Source organism: Streptomyces sp. NBC_01214, assembly GCF_026340975.1.
Classification (GTDB): domain Bacteria; phylum Actinomycetota; class Actinomycetes; order Streptomycetales; family Streptomycetaceae; genus Streptomyces.
Map to the genome: position 1 here is coordinate 233,659 of NZ_JAPEOS010000001.1, position 16,872 is coordinate 250,530.

A 16,872-nucleotide genomic window follows, 5' to 3' on the forward strand; every position below is an offset into this window, starting at 1 on the left:
GGGTGCGCGGCAGGGCGCGGCGGGGTGTGATGGGATGCAGCGGTGTCAGATCCCCTCCTGCCCGCGCCCGTACGGCGACTCGCCGCTTGGTGCGGCGTCGTCCTGCTCGTCACCGCCGTCCTCGCCGTCGGCGTATGGCTGTGCACCGTCTTCGAGGCCGTCGTGACGCCCGTGCTGCTGGCCGTGCTCGGTACGGCCCTGCTCGGGCCGATGCACCGGCGCCTGGTCCGCATGGGGATGAACCGCTCGCTGGCCGCGGCCCTGACCTGCCTCGCCGTGGTCGCCGTCGTCGGCGGGGCCACGTACATCGTCGTCCTCGCGCTCATCGAGACCGGTAGCGAGATCGTCGACGCGCTGCGGCGGGCCGGCGAGATGGTCGCCGAGCACTTCGGGGCGGTGGGCACCTCGCTGGAGGACATCGCCGCGAACTCCAAGGACCTGCTCGCGAAGTTCGGCGGGACGGCCGCCTCGGGCGTGGTCGCGGGGCTCAGCGTGGTGGGCTCGATGATCGCGATGGTGCTGCTGGCGCTGGTGCTGATCTTCTTCTTCCTGCGCGACTCCGACCGGGCCGTGGGAACCCTGCGCTCCGTCGTGCCGAGCCGGTCGGGCGATCTGATGGAGGCCATGGGGCGGCGCGCCTTCGAGGCCGTCGAGGGGTTCATGCGCGGGACCACCTTCGTGGCCCTGGTGGACGCCTTGCTGATCGGCGCGGGTCTGCTGGTCCTCGACGTGCCGGGTGCGCTGGGGCTGGCCGCCCTGGTCTTCGTGACGGCCTACATCCCCTACCTCGGGGCCATCCTGTCGGGTGCCGTGGCCGTGCTCGTGGCCTTCGCCGACCGCGGCTGGATCATCGGCCTGTGGGCGCTGGGCCTGGTCCTGCTGGTACAGATGATCGAGGGCTACGTACTGCAACCCGTGGTGCAGAGCCGCACCGTCCAGATGCACCCGGCCGTGGTGATGCTGGCCATCACCGCGGGCGCGGCGGTCGCCGGGATCCTGGGAATGCTGCTGGCGGTGCCGTTGACCGCCGCCGTCTTCGGGGTGATCTCGGAACTGCGCGCCCGGTACGCCGCCGATGCGGTGCCCGGGTCCTAGCAGACGGCAGCAGAGCCGGTTCGTGACGCTGCGTCACTCGCGCCGGTCCGTTGCAGCAGCTCGCGCAGTCGGCCGGGCCTGCGGGCGAACACCGCTGTCAGAGCCTCTTGTTACCGTCGCGAACCTCGCGAACCTCGCGAACCCGAAGCGATCGAGGGCGGTCTTGATGAACGGCAACGAGGTGCGGCAGTTCGGCATCCACACCTACGACCAGTGGACGGCGATGTGGAACGGTGATCTGGACCTGGCCGCGAAGATCATGGCGCCGGAATTCGTCCTGCGCTACGCCCAGGCGGGCACCGAGGTCTTCGACGACGTCCGCACTCCGCAGCAGCTCGCGGACATCATCGCGGCCTGGCATCGGGAGCGCCGTGGGCTTCGCTTCGTGGCCGAGGGCGCGCCGGTCGTGGACCTCGCACTGGTCGACGGCGCACCGACCGGCCTGGTCGCCCGCCCCTATCGCGCTTCCCACCTCGCTTCCGTCGCGGGCGAAGACGACCGAACCGTCGCCAGGAGCGGGACCGACACCCTGCGGATCACCGACGGTTTGATCAGCGAGGTGTGGTCCGTCTCCTCCGGCTCCGCCGGCCGGACCTTCTACCGCTAGCGCGGTGCCGGGCGGCGCGGACGGGCAAGATCCGGAAGAGACGGCCCGGCGGAGCTCCGGGTCAGTCCTGGTCCGCCTCGCCCGTGCCGCGGTGGCCGAGGCCGGTGCGCGCGGTGGTGGGGATGCGGCCCAGCCGGCCCGCCTGGAAGTCGTCGAAGGCCTGCTGCAGCTCGTGCTTGCTGTTCATCACGAACGGCCCGTAGTGCGCCATCGGCTCCCGGATCGGACGTCCGCCGAGGAGCACGACCTCCAGGTCCGGGGCGTTGGAGTCCTGGGAGGCGTCCGCCCGCACCGTGAGCGAGCCGCCCTCGCCGAAGACGGCCGTCTGCCCGGTCTGTACGGGCCGGCGGTCCTCGCCGACGGACCCGCGCCCGGCCATGACGTACGCCAGCGCGTTGAAGTCCTCGCGCCACGGCAGGGTGATCTGCGCGCCCGGCGACACGGTCGCGTGGATCATCGTGATCGGGGTGTGGGTGATGCCCGGGCCCTGGTGGCCGTCCAGCTCGCCGGCGATGACGCGGAGCAGGGAGCCGCCGTCCGGGGTGGTCAGCAGCTGGACCTGCCCGCCGCCGATGTCCTGGTAGCGCGGGGGCATCATCTTGTCGGAGGCCGGGAGGTTCACCCACAGCTGGAGGCCGTGGAACAGCCCGCCCGACACGACGAGGGACTCCGGCGGGGCCTCGATGTGCAGGAGGCCCGAACCGGCGGTCATCCACTGGGTGTCGCCGCCGTTGATGACTCCGCCGCCGCCGTTGCTGTCCTGGTGGACGAAGGTTCCGTCGATCAGGTACGTGACGGTCTCGAAGCCGCGGTGCGGATGCCAGGGAGTTCCCTTCGGCTCGCCCGGGGCGTATTCCACCTCACCCATCTGGTCCATCATGATGAACGGGTCGAGGTACTGGTAGTTGATCCCGGCGAACGCGCGGCGCACCGGGAATCCCTCACCCTCGAACCCACCGGGAGCGGAGACGACGGCCAGCACCTTGCGCGGGACGGCGGCCTGCGGCTCGGCCACGCGCGGAAGGGTCAACGGGTTCTCAACAGTCACTGCGGGCATGGTCAGGACCTCCTTCTGCTTCGAGTTTAGTTGAAACTCGAACTTTCTGCCACACCCCCCAGAACAGAGAGGGCCCCGGAGGAAATTCCCCCGGGGCCTTCGGGTTCGGCTAGACGGCCTAGTACCTGCTGAGCTTGATCGAGTTCATCGGGGAGGGGTTCTCCTGCCAGGTGGTGCCGGGCGGCTGGACGTACGCGTCGCACGTGCTCCCGTAGGAGCAGTAGCGGAGGCGGTCGACCCAACCGTCGGTCTGGTTGTTGACGATGAAGGCGCCGGACGGGCACCCGTGCCACGCGCCCGCGGCGTGCGCGGGCGATGCCGCGGCGGCGAGCTTCGTGCGGATCGCCGTACGAGCCATCGCCTTGCCCCCCTCGTCGATGGGACGGGGGGCGGGACCCCCGTACTCGCCCCCCGTGGCACCGATGCTCCGCCGAAGGGGCCCGGACCGGCGATGGTTTCGGGCCTGCCCGAAACCTCGGGCCGACGCCCACGACAGCCACGACGCCCACAGCGCGCCCGCGCCACCGCCCCACAGCTCCACCGCGTCCGGCGGAGCCCCGGGCCTCAGCCGCCGCTGTGGAGCAGGTCCACGCCCAGGCCCGTCACCGAGTGCAGGACCGCCTTGCCGTCGCGCTCCGTGGTGATCAGGCCGGCCGCGCGCAGGGTGCGGGTGTGCTCGGAGGCCGAGGGGAGGCTGATGTCGAGTTCCCGGGCCAGTTCGCTGGTCGTGCGCTGCTCGATCAGCGACTGGAGCACCGCCGCCCGGGTCCGGCCCAAGAGGGCGTCCAGCGCCCCCTGCGCCGGGCCCGGGCCGATCAGGGGCAGCGGCGTCAGCGCCGGGTAGAGCAGCACGCACCTGCCGTCCGGGCCCTCCGGGCCCTCGGCGAGCAGCGGCCGGCCCGTCCAGAACGGCGAGGGCATCAGCAGCAGGCCGCGCCCGCCGAGGTGGACCTCGTAGTGCGGCGGCCCGTCCACCTCCAGCACCGTGCCCGCCCAGGCGGCCAGCGGATGCGTGCCGGCCAGGCACGCCTTGATGCCGTGGGCGGCCAGCAGCCGGCTGCGCCAGGCCACGTCCGCCTGGAAGGACTGCCGGATCCGCGGCCAGTGCGGGGCGACGACCACCTCGTAGGCGGACCGGAGCGCGCCGCCGAGCTGGTCCCACGCCTCGCGGTCCTGGGCCCACAGGGCGCGCAGCCAGGACGCGGGGCCGGGGGCCCGGGCGGCGACGCGGTGCAGCTCGCCGGGGGTCAGGAGCGGGCCGGCGTCCCGTACGACGGCCAGCCCCTCCTCCAGGGTGCGCGCGTACGGCTCGACGAACTGGGGGTTGTCGCCGTCGGGGCGCAGGAGGTCGAGCAGCGGGCGGGCGCGGCCGGGCAGCTCCCGGCCCACACGGCTGCGCCAGCGGCCGAAAACCGACTGTTCGTCGGTGCGCTGCCAGGCGACGATCGCCATGCCCAGCTCCACCAGCGGCAGCGGCTCGCTCGCGAAGGTGACGTTGAACAGGTCCTCCGCCGTGAAATGCACCCGCAGCACGGTCCACCCCCCGTCAGGTGTCAGCCGGCACGTCTCCGGCCGGCCGTCCGCACGGCTACGGCGTCCACGGCGTCTAGCCGTACATCCGGCGCATCGCGAAGTCGACCATCTGCTCGACCGCCTTCGCGTCGAAGACCATCCGGTGGTCGCCCTCCATGTCGAGGACGAAGCCGTACCCGGTCGGCAGCAGGTCGATCACCTCGGCCCCGGTGATCACGAAGTACTTGGACTCCTTGCCGGCGTACCGGCGCAGTTCCTTGAGCGTCGTGAACATGGGGATGACCGGATGCTGCGTGTTGTGCAGCGCCAGGAATCCGGGGGTGTCGCCGCGCGGGCAGTAGACCTTCGAGGTGGCGAAGATCTGCTGGAAGTCCTCGGCGGAGAGGGACCCCGTGGTGAAGGCCCGCACGGCGTCGGCGAGCGACGGTGGCGAGGGCTCGGGGTAGAGCGGCTGCTCGGCGTAACCGCCGGCCATCTGCTGCGGGGCGGCGTACTGCTGCTGCCCCGCGTGCCCCGCGCTCACGTTCTGGTCGTAGCCGTACATGGGGCGAAGCCTACCGACCGGCCACTCGCCGTCGGACACGCATTTCCCGTCAGGCTTGACGCTGGTCACAGTCGTCAGGGGTTGCGTCTTATTACCGACGGGTAGCATCATTACGTTACCGATTGGTATGTACGAGGAACCCTGTCTCCCCGAGCCTTAACGGAGCCGTCGCCATGGGGCACTACAAGTCGAATCTCCGCGACATCGAGTTCAACCTCTTCGAGGTGCTCGGCCGCGACCAGCAGTACGGCACCGGTCCGTTCGAGGAGATGGACACCGAGACCGCCAAGAGCGTCCTGTCCGAGCTCGCCCGTCTCGCCGAGAACGAGCTGGCCGCCTCCTTCGAGGACGCCGACCGCAACCCGCCGGTCTTCGACCCGGCCACCAACACCGCGCCCGTCCCCGCCTCCTTCAAGAAGAGCTACGAAGCCTTCATGGACTCGGAGTACTGGCGCCTGGGCCTGCCCGAGGAGATCGGCGGCACCACCTCGCCCCGCTCCCTCATCTGGGCCTACGCGGAACTGCTGCTCGGCGCGAACCCGGCCGTCTGGATGTACTCCTCCGGCCCGGCGTTCGCCGGCATCCTCTTCGAAGAGGGCAACGAGGCGCAGAAGAAGGTCGCCCAGATAGCCGTCGAGAAGCGCTGGGGCTCCACCATGGTCCTCACCGAGCCGGACGCCGGTTCGGACGTGGGCGCCGGCCGCACCAAGGCGATCCAGCAGGAGGACGGCTCCTGGCACATCGAGGGCGTGAAGCGCTTCATCACCTCCGGTGAGCACGACATGGAGGAGAACATCCTCCACTACGTCCTCGCGCGCCCCGAGGGCCACGGCCCGGGCACCAAGGGCCTGTCCCTCTTCCTCGTCCCGAAGTTCCACTTCGACTGGGAGACCGGCGAGCTGGGCGAGCGCAACGGCGTCTACGCCACGAACGTCGAGCACAAGATGGGCCTCAAGGCCTCCAACACGTGCGAGATGACCTTCGGCGACCAGCACCCCGCCAAGGGCTGGCTGATCGGTGACAAGCACGACGGCATCCGCCAGATGTTCATGATCATCGAGTTCGCCCGCATGATGGTCGGCACGAAGGCCATCGCCACCCTCTCCACCGGCTACCTGAACGCGCTGGAGTACGCCAAGGAGCGCGTGCAGGGCCCGGACCTGGCGAACTTCATGGACAAGACCGCGCCCAAGGTCACCATCACGCACCACCCCGACGTGCGCCGCTCGCTCATGACGCAGAAGGCCTACGCCGAGGGCATGCGCGCCCTGGTCCTCTACACGGCCTCCGTGCAGGACGAGATCCAGGTCAAGCAGGCCGCCGGCCAGGACGCCTCCGCCGAGATCGGCCTGAACGACCTGCTCCTGCCGATCGTGAAGGGCTACGGCTCGGAGCGCTCCTACGAGCAGCTCGCGCAGTCCCTGCAGACCTTCGGCGGCTCCGGGTACCTGCAGGAGTACCCGATCGAGCAGTACATCCGCGACGCCAAGATCGACACCCTCTACGAGGGCACCACGGCCATCCAGGGCCAGGACTTCTTCTTCCGGAAGATCGTCCGCGACCAGGGCGCCTCCCTGAACGTCCTCTCCGAGACGATCAAGAAGTTCCTGGCCGAGGCCGTCGGCGGCGAGGAGCTGGCCGGCGCCCGCGACGCGCTCGCCAAGGCCGCCGTCGACCTGGAGGCCATCGTCGGCCAGATGATCGTCGACCTCACCGCCACCGGCGAGGACGTCAAGAACATCTACAAGGTCGGCCAGAACACCACCCGCCTGCTGATGACCTCGGGTGACGTGGTCGTCGGTTACCTGCTGCTCAAGGGCGCCGCCGTGGCCGCCGAGAAGCTGGCGACCGCCGCCCCGAAGGACGTCCCCTTCTACACCGGCAAGATCGCCGCCGCGAAGTTCTTCGCGTCCCAGGTCCTGCCGAACGTCTCGGTCGCCCGCGCGCTGGCCGAGGCCGTCGACAACTCCCTGATGGAGCTCGACGAGGCCGCCTTCTAGGCCGGTCGCGCCACCGTCGCGCACACGCACCAGCGGCCGGGCCCCCGCACAGGGGCCCGGCCGCTGGCGCGTACCCGGCCCCAGGCCCCTGTCCTGCGGCTTTCCCCCGATGTCAGTCGTTCATGGGACGCTCGTACACATGAGTCCACAGGATCAGCACGGCAGCAGGGGGTACTCCGTCCCCACCGGGCGTCCGTACGCCCTCAAGGAGCTGCAGGCGAGCCTGGGCAGCCTCGGCGACCACCTGCGCGAGCTGTACGACGGCGCCCACCCCGCCGAGTACGACACCATCGCCGACGCGCTGTACGTGGCCTTCCAGACGGCCACCGGACTGGCCCCCGCCAAGAGCTACACCGGCTGCCCCGAGCACCCCAACGGCGCCCTGGACCCCGAGGCACCCGAAGGCTGGGGCCGCTGCCTCATCTGCAACGACCGCCGACGCCTCGGACAGCGCCGCCACGGCGGCCCGCCCGCCGCGCCCGCCGGAGAGCAGCGGCGCCTCGGCTACCCCGTACCGGACCCCCCGTACACGCTCCAGCGGCTGCGCACCTACCTGCGCACCGTCGAGGACCAGCGGTTCCACCTGGGCCTGTCCTCGCCCGCGGACGACTTCGTCCGCATCGCCGACGACCTCCACCGCGCCTTCATCGTCGCCCGCGAACTTTCCCGGCCGCGCAACGCCTCGGGATGCGCCGAACATCCCGGCGCGCCGATCGACCCCGACGCTCCGCCCGGTGAGGCCTGTATCTTCTGCGCCGGACGCAAGAGACGCGCGCAGCGCTCCCCGCAGACCCCGGAGATGCTCCCGCGCATCCGCCGGGGCGAGCGCAGGCAGTTGCAGCGCCGATTCGAGCGCCCGCCGGGCTGAAAACCGACGGGACCGCAGATCACCCACCCTGCGGACCCCGACCTCCGGCCATCCCTCGCAGTCCGGCCATGGCGAACACGACCGTCGTTAAGGTGAACCACATGAGCTCTCCCGCCCGCTTCGACCGCGGCCACACCGACGATCTGATGACCTTCCTGACGGCCAGTCCGTCGCCGTACCACGCCGTGGCCAACGCGGCGGAGCGGCTGGAGAAGGCGGGCTTCAGGCAGTTGTCGGAAACGGACGCCTGGGATGCGGGCACCGGGGGCAAGTTCGTGCTCCGCGGCGGTGCGCTCATCGCCTGGTTCGTCCCCGAAGGCGCGGCCGCACACACCCCGTTCCGGATCGTCGGCGCGCACACCGACTCCCCGAACCTGCGGGTCAAGCCGCTGCCGGACACGGGCTCGCAGGGCTGGCGGCAGATCGCCGTCGAGATCTACGGCGGCACCCTGCTCAACACCTGGCTGGACCGCGACCTGGGACTGGCCGGGCGGCTGACCCTGCGCGACGGCACGGAGCGCCTGGTGAACGTGGACCGCGCACTGCTACGCGTACCCCAACTCGCCGTGCACCTGGACCGGTCGGTCAACAGCGACGGCCTCAAGCTCGACAAGCAGCGGCACATGCAGCCGATCTGGGGCCTGGGCGACGTGCAGGAGGGCGACCTGATCTCCTTCCTGGAGGAGGAAGAGGGCCTGGACCAGGGGTCGGTGGCCGGCTGGGACCTGATGGTCCACTCCATCGAGCCGCCGTCGTACCTGGGCCGGGACCGCGAGCTGGTGGCGGGCCCCCGCATGGACAACCTGCTGTCGGTGCACGCGGGCGTCGCGGCGCTGGCCGCGGTCTCCACCTCCGACAAGCTGGACCACATCCCGGTGCTGGCCGCCTTCGACCACGAGGAGAACGGCTCGCAGTCCGACACCGGCGCGGACGGCCCGCTGCTGGGCAACGTGCTGGAACGTTCAGTCTTCGCCCGCGGGGGCTCGTACGAGGACCGCGCGCGGGCCTTCGCGGGCACCATCTGCCTGTCCTCGGACACCGGGCACGCCGTGCACCCCAACTACGGTGAGCGGCACGACCCGACGCACCACCCGCGCGCCAACGGCGGACCGATCCTGAAGGTCAACGTCAACCAGCGGTACGCCACCGACGGCAGCGGGCGCGCGGTGTTCGCCGCCGCCTGCGAGCGGGCCGGCATCCCGTGGCAGACCTTCGTCTCCAACAACTCGATGCCCTGCGGCACGACGATCGGCCCGATCACCGCAGCCCGCCACGGCATTCAGACCGTGGACATCGGCGTCGCGATCCTCTCGATGCACAGTGCCCGCGAACTGTGCGGCGCGGACGACCCGTTCCTGCTGGCCAACGCCCTGGTGGCCTTCCTGGAGGGCTGACCCCCCAGGAAGGCCGCGGCCCGACTGGCGCTCGGTCTAGCCCTCGGCGTCCATCCCGGCGAGGACGAGGGGCAGCCGGGCGGCGCCGTCGGCGGTGACGCGGACCGGCACGCCCCAGTCCTGCTGGTGGACGTGGCAGGCCGGGTACTCGTTGGCGGGGTCGTCGTCGCAGGACGCCGCCATCGCCGAGACGTGCAGGACGCCCTCGGTGACGTCCGGGTTCAGCGCGAGCTCCCGGAACAGGTCGGTCCCCGCGCCCTCGCCGCCCGCCAGCAGCTCGGGCGGGGTCGAGGAGACGAGCAGCCGGGTGGAGGGCCCGTAGCGGGTGTCGAGCTTCTGCCCGACCGGCGCCTGGAAGACCACGTCGAGGCGGAGCGTGCCGGGCGCCACCTCGGTGGCGGCCCGCTGCGTACGGTGGGCGACCGCGTCCACCCGGACCGCCTCCTCCGGGAGGCGCAGCCGGGTCAGCCGGTGCCGGGCCGACTCGACGACCACGATGTCCTCGCCCACCAGCACGGCGTCGCTGGGCTCGCGCAGGTCGGTCGCGAGGGTCGAGACCTGGCCGGTGGCCGGGTCGTAGCGGCGCAGCGCGTGGTTGTACGTGTCGGACACCGCGACCGAGCCGTCGGGCAGGGCGGTCACGCCGAGCGGGTGCTGGAGCAGGGCCTGGGCGGCGTCGCCGTCCCGGTGCCCGAAGTCGAACAGCCCGGTGCCGACGGCGGACTTGATCACGTACCCCTCGTCGGCCGCTTCCACGTAGCGCAGGGCGCTGGTCTCGGAGTCGGCGATCCACAGCCGGTCCCCGGCGGCAGCGAGCCCCGAGGGCTGGGCGAACCAGGCCTCGGCGGCCGGCCCGTCGAGCAGCCCCTCGTTGGTCGTACCGGCCGCGACCTCGACGGTGCCGGCCTCCGGGTCCCAGGTCCACAGCTGGTGCACACCGGCCATGGCGATCCAGACCCGGCCCTGCCACCAGGCCACGTCCCACGGCGAGGACAGGTCCACCTCCAGCGCCGGCCCGGAGGTCGGCGACCCCTGCCACCACTGCCGGCCGGTCCCGGCGACGGTCTCCACGTGCCCGGTGGCCGGGTCGTAGGTGCGCAGCGCGTGGTTGACGGTGTCGGCGACGACGACCTTGCCGTCGGGCAGCAGCGCGAGGCCCTGCGGCTCGCTGAAGCTGTCCCCGGCGAAGCCGCGCTCGCCGCTGCCGATGCGGCGCACGACGCTCTCGCCGTCGGCGGCCAGCTCCACGAGCTGGTGCCGGGTGGAGTCGGAGACCAGCAGGTTCCCGGACGGCAGCAGCAGTGCCTTCCCGGGGAAGCGCAGGGCGCCGGCCACCGGCTCGGGCGCCACGTACGGCCCGTCGCCGCGCCGCAGCGTGCCCTTGGCCTCGTGCTCGGCCTCCAGCTCCTCGACCAGGCGGGCGAGGGCGTGCGCGTGCCCCTCACCGGCGTGCTGGGCGACGATGTACCCCTCGGGGTCGATCACGACGAGCGTGGGCCAGGCGCGTACGGCGTACTGCTTCCAGGTCGCGAGCTCGGGATCGTCGAGCACGGGATGGTGCACCTGGTACCGCTCGACGGCATCGACGACGGCGGCGTGCTCGGCCTCGTGCACGAACTTCGGGGAGTGCACGCCGATGATCACGACGGTGTCGCGGTGCTTCTCCTCCAGCTCGCGCAGCTCGTCGAGGACGTGCAGGCAGTTGATGCAGCAGAAGGTCCAAAAATCGAGGATCGCTATGCGTCCTCGCAGGTCGGCGAGGCTCAGGTCCTTCCCACCGGTGTTCAGCCAGCCGCCCTTGCCGATCAGCTCGGGGGCACGGACACGGGCACGGCGGGGCGCGGGCGCGGGGGTGGGCGCCGGGGCGGCATCGTTCATGCTTCAAGCTTGCCATCCGGGTATGAACACCGGGTCACGCGCATGCGGCACGGGGAGCAGCGGGCCCGACGGGGCTTTGACGACGGGGCCTAGGGGGTCAGGCGGATCACCTGGCCCGTCTCCAGGGCCACGTACAGGAGGCCGTCCGGGCCGAAGGCGAGGCCGTGGGGCTCCGATCCGGATGCCGGCAGGACGTGTTCCTCGACCCGGCCGTCGGGTCCGATCGCACCCACCCGGTTCGTGCCCCACTCGGTGAACCAGCAGCGGCCGTCCGGGCCGGCCGTGATGGCGTGCGGGCGGCAGCCGGGGTCGGGCAGCGGGTACTCGGTGACCTCGCCCGCGGTGGTGATCCGGGCGAGGGCGCCCGCGTGGACCAGGGTGGTCCACAGGGCGCCGTCGGGTCCGGCGGCCAGCGCGTAGGGGCCCTCGCCGGGGGCGGCCACGGGGATCGTGGTGGGGGCGTTCGTCACAGGGCTCCTTGCAGGGGTGCGGGGGCGGTGAGGTCGAGGCGGGCGCCGCGCCAGCGGTCGAGCAGCCGCCGGTCGTGGCTGACGACGACCAGGGCCCCCGGGTAGTGGTCGAGGGCGGATTCCAGGTCCTCCGCCAGCGCGAGCGACAGGTGGTTCGTCGGCTCGTCGAGCAGCAGTACGTCGGCCGGCTGCGCCACCAGGCGGGCCAGCGCGAGCCGTTGGCGTTGCCCGGTGGAGAGCTTCCCGACGGGGGTGTCGAGCCGGTCGGCCGCGAACAACCCGACGGAGAGCAGGCGTTCGGTGCCCTCGGGGCCGAAGACCTCGCGGGCGGTGCGGTGCGCCGGGCCCGGATCGGGCTGCTGCGGCAGGTAGCCCGTGCGGCCCCGGCGGGTGATCAGGCCGCTGTCGGGGGCGAGTGCACCGGCGAGGACGCGGAGCAGGGTGCTCTTGCCGGCCCCGTTCGGTCCGGTGACCAGGAGCCGGTCGCCCGCCGCGAGGGCGAGGTCGAGCGGGTGCAGGCGGCCGTGGACGGCGATGCCGCGGGCGTCGAGCACCGGGCCGGGCGCGGTCCCTGCCGTCCGCAGCACGGCGGTGAACCGCAGCGGTGCTGCGGGAGCCGGGACCGGCTCGGCCAGCAGACGGCGCAACCGTTCCTGCGCGCCTCGGACCCGGCTGGCCAGGGACTGCTGGACGCGTCCGGCGGCCCGGTCGTACGCCATCTTGTTGCCGTCCTTCATGGCCCGCCCCGGTGCCACGCGCCGTGCGGTGGTGGCGGCGGTCTCGCGCAGCCGCTCGGTCTCGGCGCGCCACTCCTCGTGGGCCTGGGCGCGGCGGGCGCGTTCGGCGGCCTTCTCCGCGAGGTAGCCGGCGTAGCCGCCGCCGTAGCGGGTGAGCGTGCGGGTGTCGGCGTCGACCTCGACGAGGGTGGTGGTCACGCGGTCGAGGAAGGTCCGGTCGTGGGAGACGGCGACGGTGGTGCCGGCCCGGCCCCGCAGGTGCTCCTCCAGCCAGGTCAGGGCCGTGTCGTCGAGGTGGTTGGTGGGTTCGTCGAGCAGCAGGACTTCGGGGGAGGCCGCCAGCAGGGCGGCCAGGCGCAGCCGGACCTGCTCACCGCCGGAGAGCCCTCCGACGGGGCGGTCGCGGTCCAGTGCGACCAGGCCCAGGCCGTGCAGGGAGCGTTCCAGTCGGGCGTCGGCGTCGTAGCCGCCGCGCAGTTCGAAGGCGGTGAGGAGGTCGCCGTACTCCGGCAGGCCGCTCTCGTCGCCTTCGGTCATGGCCCGTTCCAGTTCGCGCATCCGGGCCTCGATGGTGCGCAGGTCCGCGAGGCCGCGGTCGATGACGTCCTGGACGGTGAGGTGGCCGGGGAGGTGTTCCTCCTGGGCCAGGTGGCCGATGGCGCCGGCGGCGCGGACGGTGACGGTGCCCTGGTCAGGGGTTTCGAGGCCGGCCAGGAGGCGGAGCAGCGTGGACTTGCCCGAGCCGTTCTCGCCGATGATCCCGGTGCGTTCGCCGGGTAAGAGGGAGCAGGTGACGGCGTCGAGGACGAGGCGGCCGTCATAGGACTTGGTGACGGTGCGGAGGGTGAGCTGGGTGAGGCAGGTGGGTCGAGTGGGTCGGGTGGTTCCGGTCGTGGGGTGCGTGAGGACTCCCTAAGGCGACAACTGTTGCGTTAGAATGTTGGCATGTCATCCACCACACCCGCAAGTGGTTCACGTCCCGGGGGCCGCAGCGCCCGGGTCCGCGCCCAGGTCCTGGAGGCCACCGGGGCTCAACTGGTCGAGCACGGGTACGACTCGCTCACCGTCGACGCCGTGGCCGAGCGGGCCGGCGTCCACCGCACCACCGTCTACCGCCGCTGGCGGGACGTCGGCGGGCTGCTGGCCGATCTCCTGGACGCGGCGGCCGACGACGCCTGGGAGCCGGCGGACACCGGAACGTTGGAGGGCGATCTGACGGCACTGAACGAGGAGATCCTGGCCGGGGTCGCCGCCGATCCCCCGCTGACCACGGCACTGATCGCCGCGTCGTTCCGCTCGGCGCAGGCCGCGCGGGCGCTGCGGGCCTTCTGGGAGGACCGGTACGCGCGCTGCGCGGTGGTCGCGGTGCGCGCCGAGGAGCGGGGCGAACTCCCGCCGGACACCCGCGGCCGGGAGCTGCTGGTCGCGGCGACCGCACCGATGTACCACGAGCTGGTCCTGCTGGGCACGGCTCCGGACCCGCACCTCCCGGCCGCCGCGGCCCGCACCGCCGCACTGGCGGCCCGGGCCGGCGCCTTCAGCGGTCCCTAGCCGGTGGGCGTGCGGGGGGGGCGACGGCCAGCACGCTGCCGAGCGTTCGCGACGCCACCGGCACCACGCGGCTCGCCGCCGCCCTCCCGTACCGCTACGCGTAGTCGAAGAGGGCGCTCAGGCGGGGCAGTCGGGCCGCTATCTCGTCGGTGTCGCCGAAATCGAAGTCCCAGGACGGGTCCAGGGCCGGGTAGCTGATCGTGCAGGAGTCCGCGGGCAGTTCGCGGCCGGTGCCGGCCTCGTAGGCGGTCCAGGCGATGGAGAGGGCGGACTCGTCCTCCAGCTCCAGGCCCCGCTCCGCGGCCTCGCGGACCGCGGGGTGCGCGGCCAGGGAGTCGGGGTCGGCCAGGGCCGTCTCGAAGACCTCCCGGCCCTGGGTGAGGAGCCAGCCGCGGAAGTAGTCGAAGCCGTCGTCCGAGCAGCCCCCGTTGATCACGTAGGCCGCGGCCCAGAGCGGCGCCCGGTAGGACTCCGCCAGCAGGTCCCACAGCACCTGCTGGGACGCGGCGATCTCCGTCGCCGCCCGGTCCGCGAGGAGCTCCGCCGCGCGCGGAGCCACCTCCTGCGGTTCCGCGTCGGCGCGGGCCGTCTCGATCAGCTTCCAGAACGTCTGCTTGTCCATGGGGAAAGCCTGGCAGCCGGGTCTGACATCAGGCGGTGGTGCTGAGGAAGGTGTGGAGGGATCTTGTGAGCGCGCCGACGAAGGCGTCCTGCACCGGCGCCGGGACGAGGTCCAGGGACAAGTACGGGTTCAGGTCCTCCAGTTCGACCAGGAGCAGTTCGCCGGACGGCGCCCGGCAGGCGTCGACGCGCTGGATGCCGTGGTCGAGGGTGTTCCAGTCGACGAAGGAGCGGGCGAAGGCCAGGTCCGCCCCGGTCGGGGCGTAGAGCTCCAGCTCCCAGCGCCGGTCCGGATCGGGGGCGTACAGCGCGTACTGGAAGGCGTCGTCGACGAAGTAGAAGGAGACCTCGTACGTGAAGTCGATGCGCGGCTGGATCAGCACGGCCCCGGCCGGCCCGTCCGGTGTCGCGGTGAAGGTGAGGCCGATGGAATCGGCGCCCTGCTTCGGCTTGACCGCGTACTGCGGCACCTGCGGCAGTTCCGCCAGTCGGGCGGGGTCGTCGACCGTCGGGATGACCGGGTAGCCGGCGGCCGTCAGGTCGAGGAGGTACTGCTTGCCCGCCATGTCGGCACGGCCGGTGAGCGGGTTGTAGACGCGGGCCCCGGCGGCGAGGGCGGCCGCGCGGAAGGAGTCGTAGGCCTCCTGGTAGTGCAGGACCGGCCCGCTGTTGCGGACGATCACCGCGTCGAATCCGAGCGGCAGCATGGCCTCCGCGTCCGCGGGATGGCACAGGGCCAGGTCGAATTCGGCGCGCAGCCGGGACGTGAGGAATATGTCCTCGTCGCAGTAGCGGCGGCCGCGTGCGGGGTACGCCAGGTCGGTCACGTAGAGCAGGGGCATGAGGGCAACCTATCGCGGGCACTGATCAGCGCATGAAATGCCTCGTACGGGACAAAATGCCGGCCATCGGGGACGACCACTGGATCGAGGACGAGGACGGCCGGCACGCGTTCCCGGTCGACGGGAAGGCGCTGCGCTTCCGGGACACGCGGGAGGCGAAGGATCCGGACGGGCTGGTCCTGATCACCTTGCGGGACGCGATGACCCTGGAGCGCGGGGGCACCTCCCAGCAGTAGCCGGGGGGAAAGGGCGGCTCGCGGTGATCCGCCGCAAGCGGCTCTCGCTGGTGCGGGGCCACTCGAGTACGAGGGGGAGCTGCTCGCGCTGGTCTCGCGGCAGTGGTACCGCCTGCGCGAAACGTACGCGGTGGACGTGGTCCGGGAGGACGCGGTCGCGGTGTGCGTGATCCGGTGGGCGGAGAAGGAGCCGGAGGGCGGGGTCAGTCCCCATGGTGTTCCCGGGCCGTGAGCTGACCCTGGACGTAGGCGTCGGCGTCCGGTGCGTACGGGCCTCCGTGGTCGAGCAGGAGGTCGGTGATGCGCTGCCACTCCGCGGCCTCGGCGCGGACGGCGGCGTCGGCGGACTCCAGGTCGTCGCCCGCGCCCGCCAGCACGGCCTCCAGGGCGGCCTGCGCCGCGTGGTGGGTCATCCCGATGGCCCGCGCCCGGACCCGCCGGCGGGCCTCGACCTCCGCGGCGGAGGGCTCGTGCGGCTCCAGGGCGGCCTCCAGCACGGCCTCTGCGTCGTTGGTCACGGCGTACCCGCCTCTTCCTCGCGTCCCCGGCGGCCGGCGCCGCCCGTCCCCCTCGTCTGCCCGGAAACCCCGGCGCCAACCGGGATTTCCGGGCCGGCGTCAGCGGCCCAGGCGGCGGTCCTTCAGGGCCGGGAACTGGGAGCGGGTGTCGGGGACCTTGGCCGGGTCCAGGTCCACGGTGAGGACCTCCTCGCCGGGGCCCGCCTCGGCCAGGACCTCGCCCCACGGGTCGACCACCAGGCTGTGCCCGGCCTGCTCCACGCCGGCGTGGGTGCCGGCCGTCCCGCACGCCAGGACGTAGGACTGGTCCTCCACGGCGCGCGCCCGGGCCAGCAGGGTCCAGTGCGAGCGGCGGCGGGCGGGCCAGCCCGCCGCGACGACCATCGTGGTGGCCCCGGCGTCGACCAGGCCGCGGAACAGCTCCGGAAAGCGCAGGTCGTAGCAGGTGGCGATGCCCAGGGTCTGCTCCGGCAGGGTCACCGTGGTCAGGGAGTCCCCGGCCGACATCAGCACCGCCTCGCCCTGGTCGAAGCCGAAGCGGTGGATCTTCCGGTACGTGGCGGCGAGCTCGCCCGTCGGGGAGAGGACGAGGGCGGTGTTGTAGAGGGAGCCGTCGCCGGCGCGCTCCACGACCGAACCCGCGTGCAGCCAGACACCGGCGTCGCGCGCCGCCTTCGACATGGCCTCGTAGGTCGGACCGTCCAGCGGTTCGGCCTCGGTCTCGAACTGCTCGTAGGCGAACGCGCCGACCGGCCACAGCTCAGGCAGGACGACCAGATCGGAGCCCGTCTGCTCCCGTACGAGTTCGGCCACCCGGACGCGTCGGGAAGACACCGACTCGCCCTCGTTCACTGCGATTTGGATCAGCGAGGCGCGCACACTACCACCGTCCTGGCGTTCAAGCCGTCAACTCGGGCCTAC

General features: G+C 72.2%; 16 protein-coding genes and 2 pseudogenes. 7 read left to right on the forward strand and 11 right to left on the reverse strand.

Annotated elements, in window-relative coordinates:
* Positions 1 to 42: 42 nt before the first annotated feature.
* Together OG594_RS01195 and OG594_RS01200 are read left to right on the forward strand one after the other, a co-directional pair.
* Positions 43 to 1,095 (forward strand): AI-2E family transporter, encoded by a 1,053-nt coding sequence (locus OG594_RS01195; RefSeq protein WP_266594653.1) that lies wholly within the window; start codon positions 43 to 45, stop codon positions 1,093 to 1,095.
* 166 nt (positions 1,096 to 1,261) lie between these two features.
* The gene (locus OG594_RS01200; RefSeq protein ID WP_266594654.1) at positions 1,262 to 1,702 is read left to right on the forward strand and encodes a hypothetical protein; all 441 of its coding nucleotides are present in this window, start codon (positions 1,262 to 1,264) and stop codon (positions 1,700 to 1,702) included.
* Positions 1,703 to 1,763: 61 nt separating this feature from the next.
* Here the strand turns inward: OG594_RS01200 and OG594_RS01205 are convergent, their stop codons facing one another.
* From OG594_RS01205 to OG594_RS01220, 4 genes are all read right to left on the reverse strand, one after another.
* Positions 1,764 to 2,759, reverse strand: coding sequence for a pirin family protein (locus tag OG594_RS01205; protein WP_202186076.1), 996 nt, complete (start codon positions 2,757 to 2,759; stop codon positions 1,764 to 1,766).
* Between the two features lie 118 nt (positions 2,760 to 2,877).
* Complete coding sequence (locus OG594_RS01210; RefSeq protein ID WP_266594655.1) at positions 2,878 to 3,117, reverse strand: hypothetical protein; 240 nt, start codon at positions 3,115 to 3,117, stop codon at positions 2,878 to 2,880.
* A 206-nt stretch (positions 3,118 to 3,323) separates the two neighbouring features.
* Positions 3,324 to 4,283 (reverse strand): winged helix-turn-helix domain-containing protein, encoded by a 960-nt coding sequence (locus OG594_RS01215; protein ID WP_266594656.1) that lies wholly within the window; start codon positions 4,281 to 4,283, stop codon positions 3,324 to 3,326.
* Positions 4,284 to 4,365: 82 nt separating this feature from the next.
* Positions 4,366 to 4,836, reverse strand: coding sequence for an SseB family protein (locus OG594_RS01220; RefSeq protein WP_030714326.1), 471 nt, complete (start codon positions 4,834 to 4,836; stop codon positions 4,366 to 4,368).
* A gap of 173 nt (positions 4,837 to 5,009) precedes the next feature.
* Between OG594_RS01220 and OG594_RS01225 the strand changes: the two genes are divergently transcribed.
* The 3 genes from OG594_RS01225 to OG594_RS01235 all read left to right on the forward strand — a co-directional run bounded on the left by OG594_RS01225 (position 5,010) and on the right by OG594_RS01235 (position 9,098).
* Complete coding sequence (locus OG594_RS01225) at positions 5,010 to 6,836, forward strand: acyl-CoA dehydrogenase (protein ID WP_266594657.1); 1,827 nt, start codon at positions 5,010 to 5,012, stop codon at positions 6,834 to 6,836.
* Between the two features lie 139 nt (positions 6,837 to 6,975).
* A complete protein-coding gene (locus OG594_RS01230; RefSeq protein ID WP_030016159.1) occupies positions 6,976 to 7,704 on the forward strand; it encodes a hypothetical protein in 729 nt (242 codons plus the stop codon).
* Between the two features lie 101 nt (positions 7,705 to 7,805).
* A complete protein-coding gene (locus OG594_RS01235) occupies positions 7,806 to 9,098 on the forward strand; it encodes a M18 family aminopeptidase (protein ID WP_266594658.1) in 1,293 nt (430 codons plus the stop codon).
* A gap of 36 nt (positions 9,099 to 9,134) precedes the next feature.
* On the opposite strand, the gene OG594_RS01240 is transcribed toward OG594_RS01235, so the two are convergent.
* The 3 genes and pseudogenes from OG594_RS01240 to abc-f form a co-directional block, all read right to left on the reverse strand.
* On the reverse strand, positions 9,135 to 10,976 hold the full coding sequence (locus OG594_RS01240; RefSeq protein WP_266594659.1) for an NHL domain-containing thioredoxin family protein: 1,842 nt from the start codon (positions 10,974 to 10,976) through the stop codon (positions 9,135 to 9,137).
* An 89-nt stretch (positions 10,977 to 11,065) separates the two neighbouring features.
* Entirely contained in the window at positions 11,066 to 11,446 is a 381-nt protein-coding gene (locus OG594_RS01245) for a hypothetical protein (protein ID WP_266594660.1), read from the reverse strand.
* Positions 11,443 to 13,038, reverse strand: a pseudogene (gene abc-f / locus OG594_RS01250) (ribosomal protection-like ABC-F family protein); the annotation flags it as partial. The pseudogene abc-f and the gene OG594_RS01245, both read right to left, overlap by 4 nt.
* 90 nt (positions 13,039 to 13,128) lie before the next feature.
* Between abc-f and OG594_RS01255 the strand changes: the two are divergent.
* Positions 13,129 to 13,734, forward strand: coding sequence for a TetR/AcrR family transcriptional regulator (locus tag OG594_RS01255; protein ID WP_266594661.1), 606 nt, complete (start codon positions 13,129 to 13,131; stop codon positions 13,732 to 13,734).
* A gap of 94 nt (positions 13,735 to 13,828) precedes the next feature.
* Here the strand turns inward: OG594_RS01255 and OG594_RS01260 are convergent, their stop codons facing one another.
* Together OG594_RS01260 and OG594_RS01265 are read right to left on the reverse strand one after the other, a co-directional pair.
* Positions 13,829 to 14,356, reverse strand: a complete 528-nt coding sequence (locus tag OG594_RS01260; RefSeq protein WP_266594662.1) for a DUF4240 domain-containing protein — start codon at positions 14,354 to 14,356, stop codon at positions 13,829 to 13,831.
* A gap of 28 nt (positions 14,357 to 14,384) precedes the next feature.
* Positions 14,385 to 15,197, reverse strand: a complete 813-nt coding sequence (locus OG594_RS01265) for a hypothetical protein (protein ID WP_266594663.1) — start codon at positions 15,195 to 15,197, stop codon at positions 14,385 to 14,387.
* 32 nt (positions 15,198 to 15,229) lie between these two features.
* Here OG594_RS01265 and OG594_RS01270 point away from each other — a divergent pair.
* A pseudogene (locus tag OG594_RS01270) lies at positions 15,230 to 15,665 on the forward strand (hypothetical protein).
* Here OG594_RS01270 and OG594_RS01275 read toward each other — a convergent pair.
* Together OG594_RS01275 and OG594_RS01280 are read right to left on the reverse strand one after the other, a co-directional pair.
* Positions 15,637 to 15,951, reverse strand: a complete 315-nt coding sequence (locus tag OG594_RS01275; RefSeq protein ID WP_266594664.1) for a hypothetical protein — start codon at positions 15,949 to 15,951, stop codon at positions 15,637 to 15,639. The pseudogene OG594_RS01270 and the gene OG594_RS01275 overlap by 29 nt on opposite strands.
* Positions 15,952 to 16,050: 99 nt before the next feature.
* Positions 16,051 to 16,830 (reverse strand): carbon-nitrogen family hydrolase, encoded by a 780-nt coding sequence (locus tag OG594_RS01280; RefSeq protein WP_266594665.1) that lies wholly within the window; start codon positions 16,828 to 16,830, stop codon positions 16,051 to 16,053.
* Positions 16,831 to 16,872 lie beyond the last annotated feature (42 nt).

Excerpts from the sequence above, each read along its gene's own strand:
- OG594_RS01200 (WP_266594654.1), top strand. The coding sequence starts at position 1,262 with ATGAACGGCAACGAGGTGCGGCAGTTCGGCATCCACACCTACGACCAG.
- OG594_RS01205 (WP_202186076.1), bottom strand. The coding sequence starts at position 2,759 with ATGCCCGCAGTGACTGTTGAGAACCCGTTGACCCTTCCGCGCGTGGCC.
- OG594_RS01210 (WP_266594655.1), bottom strand. The coding sequence starts at position 3,117 with ATGGCTCGTACGGCGATCCGCACGAAGCTCGCCGCCGCGGCATCGCCC.
- OG594_RS01220 (WP_030714326.1), bottom strand. The coding sequence starts at position 4,836 with ATGTACGGCTACGACCAGAACGTGAGCGCGGGGCACGCGGGGCAGCAG.
- OG594_RS01225 (WP_266594657.1), top strand. The coding sequence starts at position 5,010 with ATGGGGCACTACAAGTCGAATCTCCGCGACATCGAGTTCAACCTCTTC.
- OG594_RS01230 (WP_030016159.1), top strand. The coding sequence starts at position 6,976 with ATGAGTCCACAGGATCAGCACGGCAGCAGGGGGTACTCCGTCCCCACC.
- OG594_RS01235 (WP_266594658.1), top strand. The coding sequence starts at position 7,806 with ATGAGCTCTCCCGCCCGCTTCGACCGCGGCCACACCGACGATCTGATG.
- OG594_RS01240 (WP_266594659.1), bottom strand. The coding sequence starts at position 10,976 with ATGAACGATGCCGCCCCGGCGCCCACCCCCGCGCCCGCGCCCCGCCGT.
- OG594_RS01255 (WP_266594661.1), top strand. The coding sequence starts at position 13,129 with ATGTCATCCACCACACCCGCAAGTGGTTCACGTCCCGGGGGCCGCAGC.
- OG594_RS01260 (WP_266594662.1), bottom strand. The coding sequence starts at position 14,356 with ATGGACAAGCAGACGTTCTGGAAGCTGATCGAGACGGCCCGCGCCGAC.
- OG594_RS01265 (WP_266594663.1), bottom strand. The coding sequence starts at position 15,197 with ATGCCCCTGCTCTACGTGACCGACCTGGCGTACCCCGCACGCGGCCGC.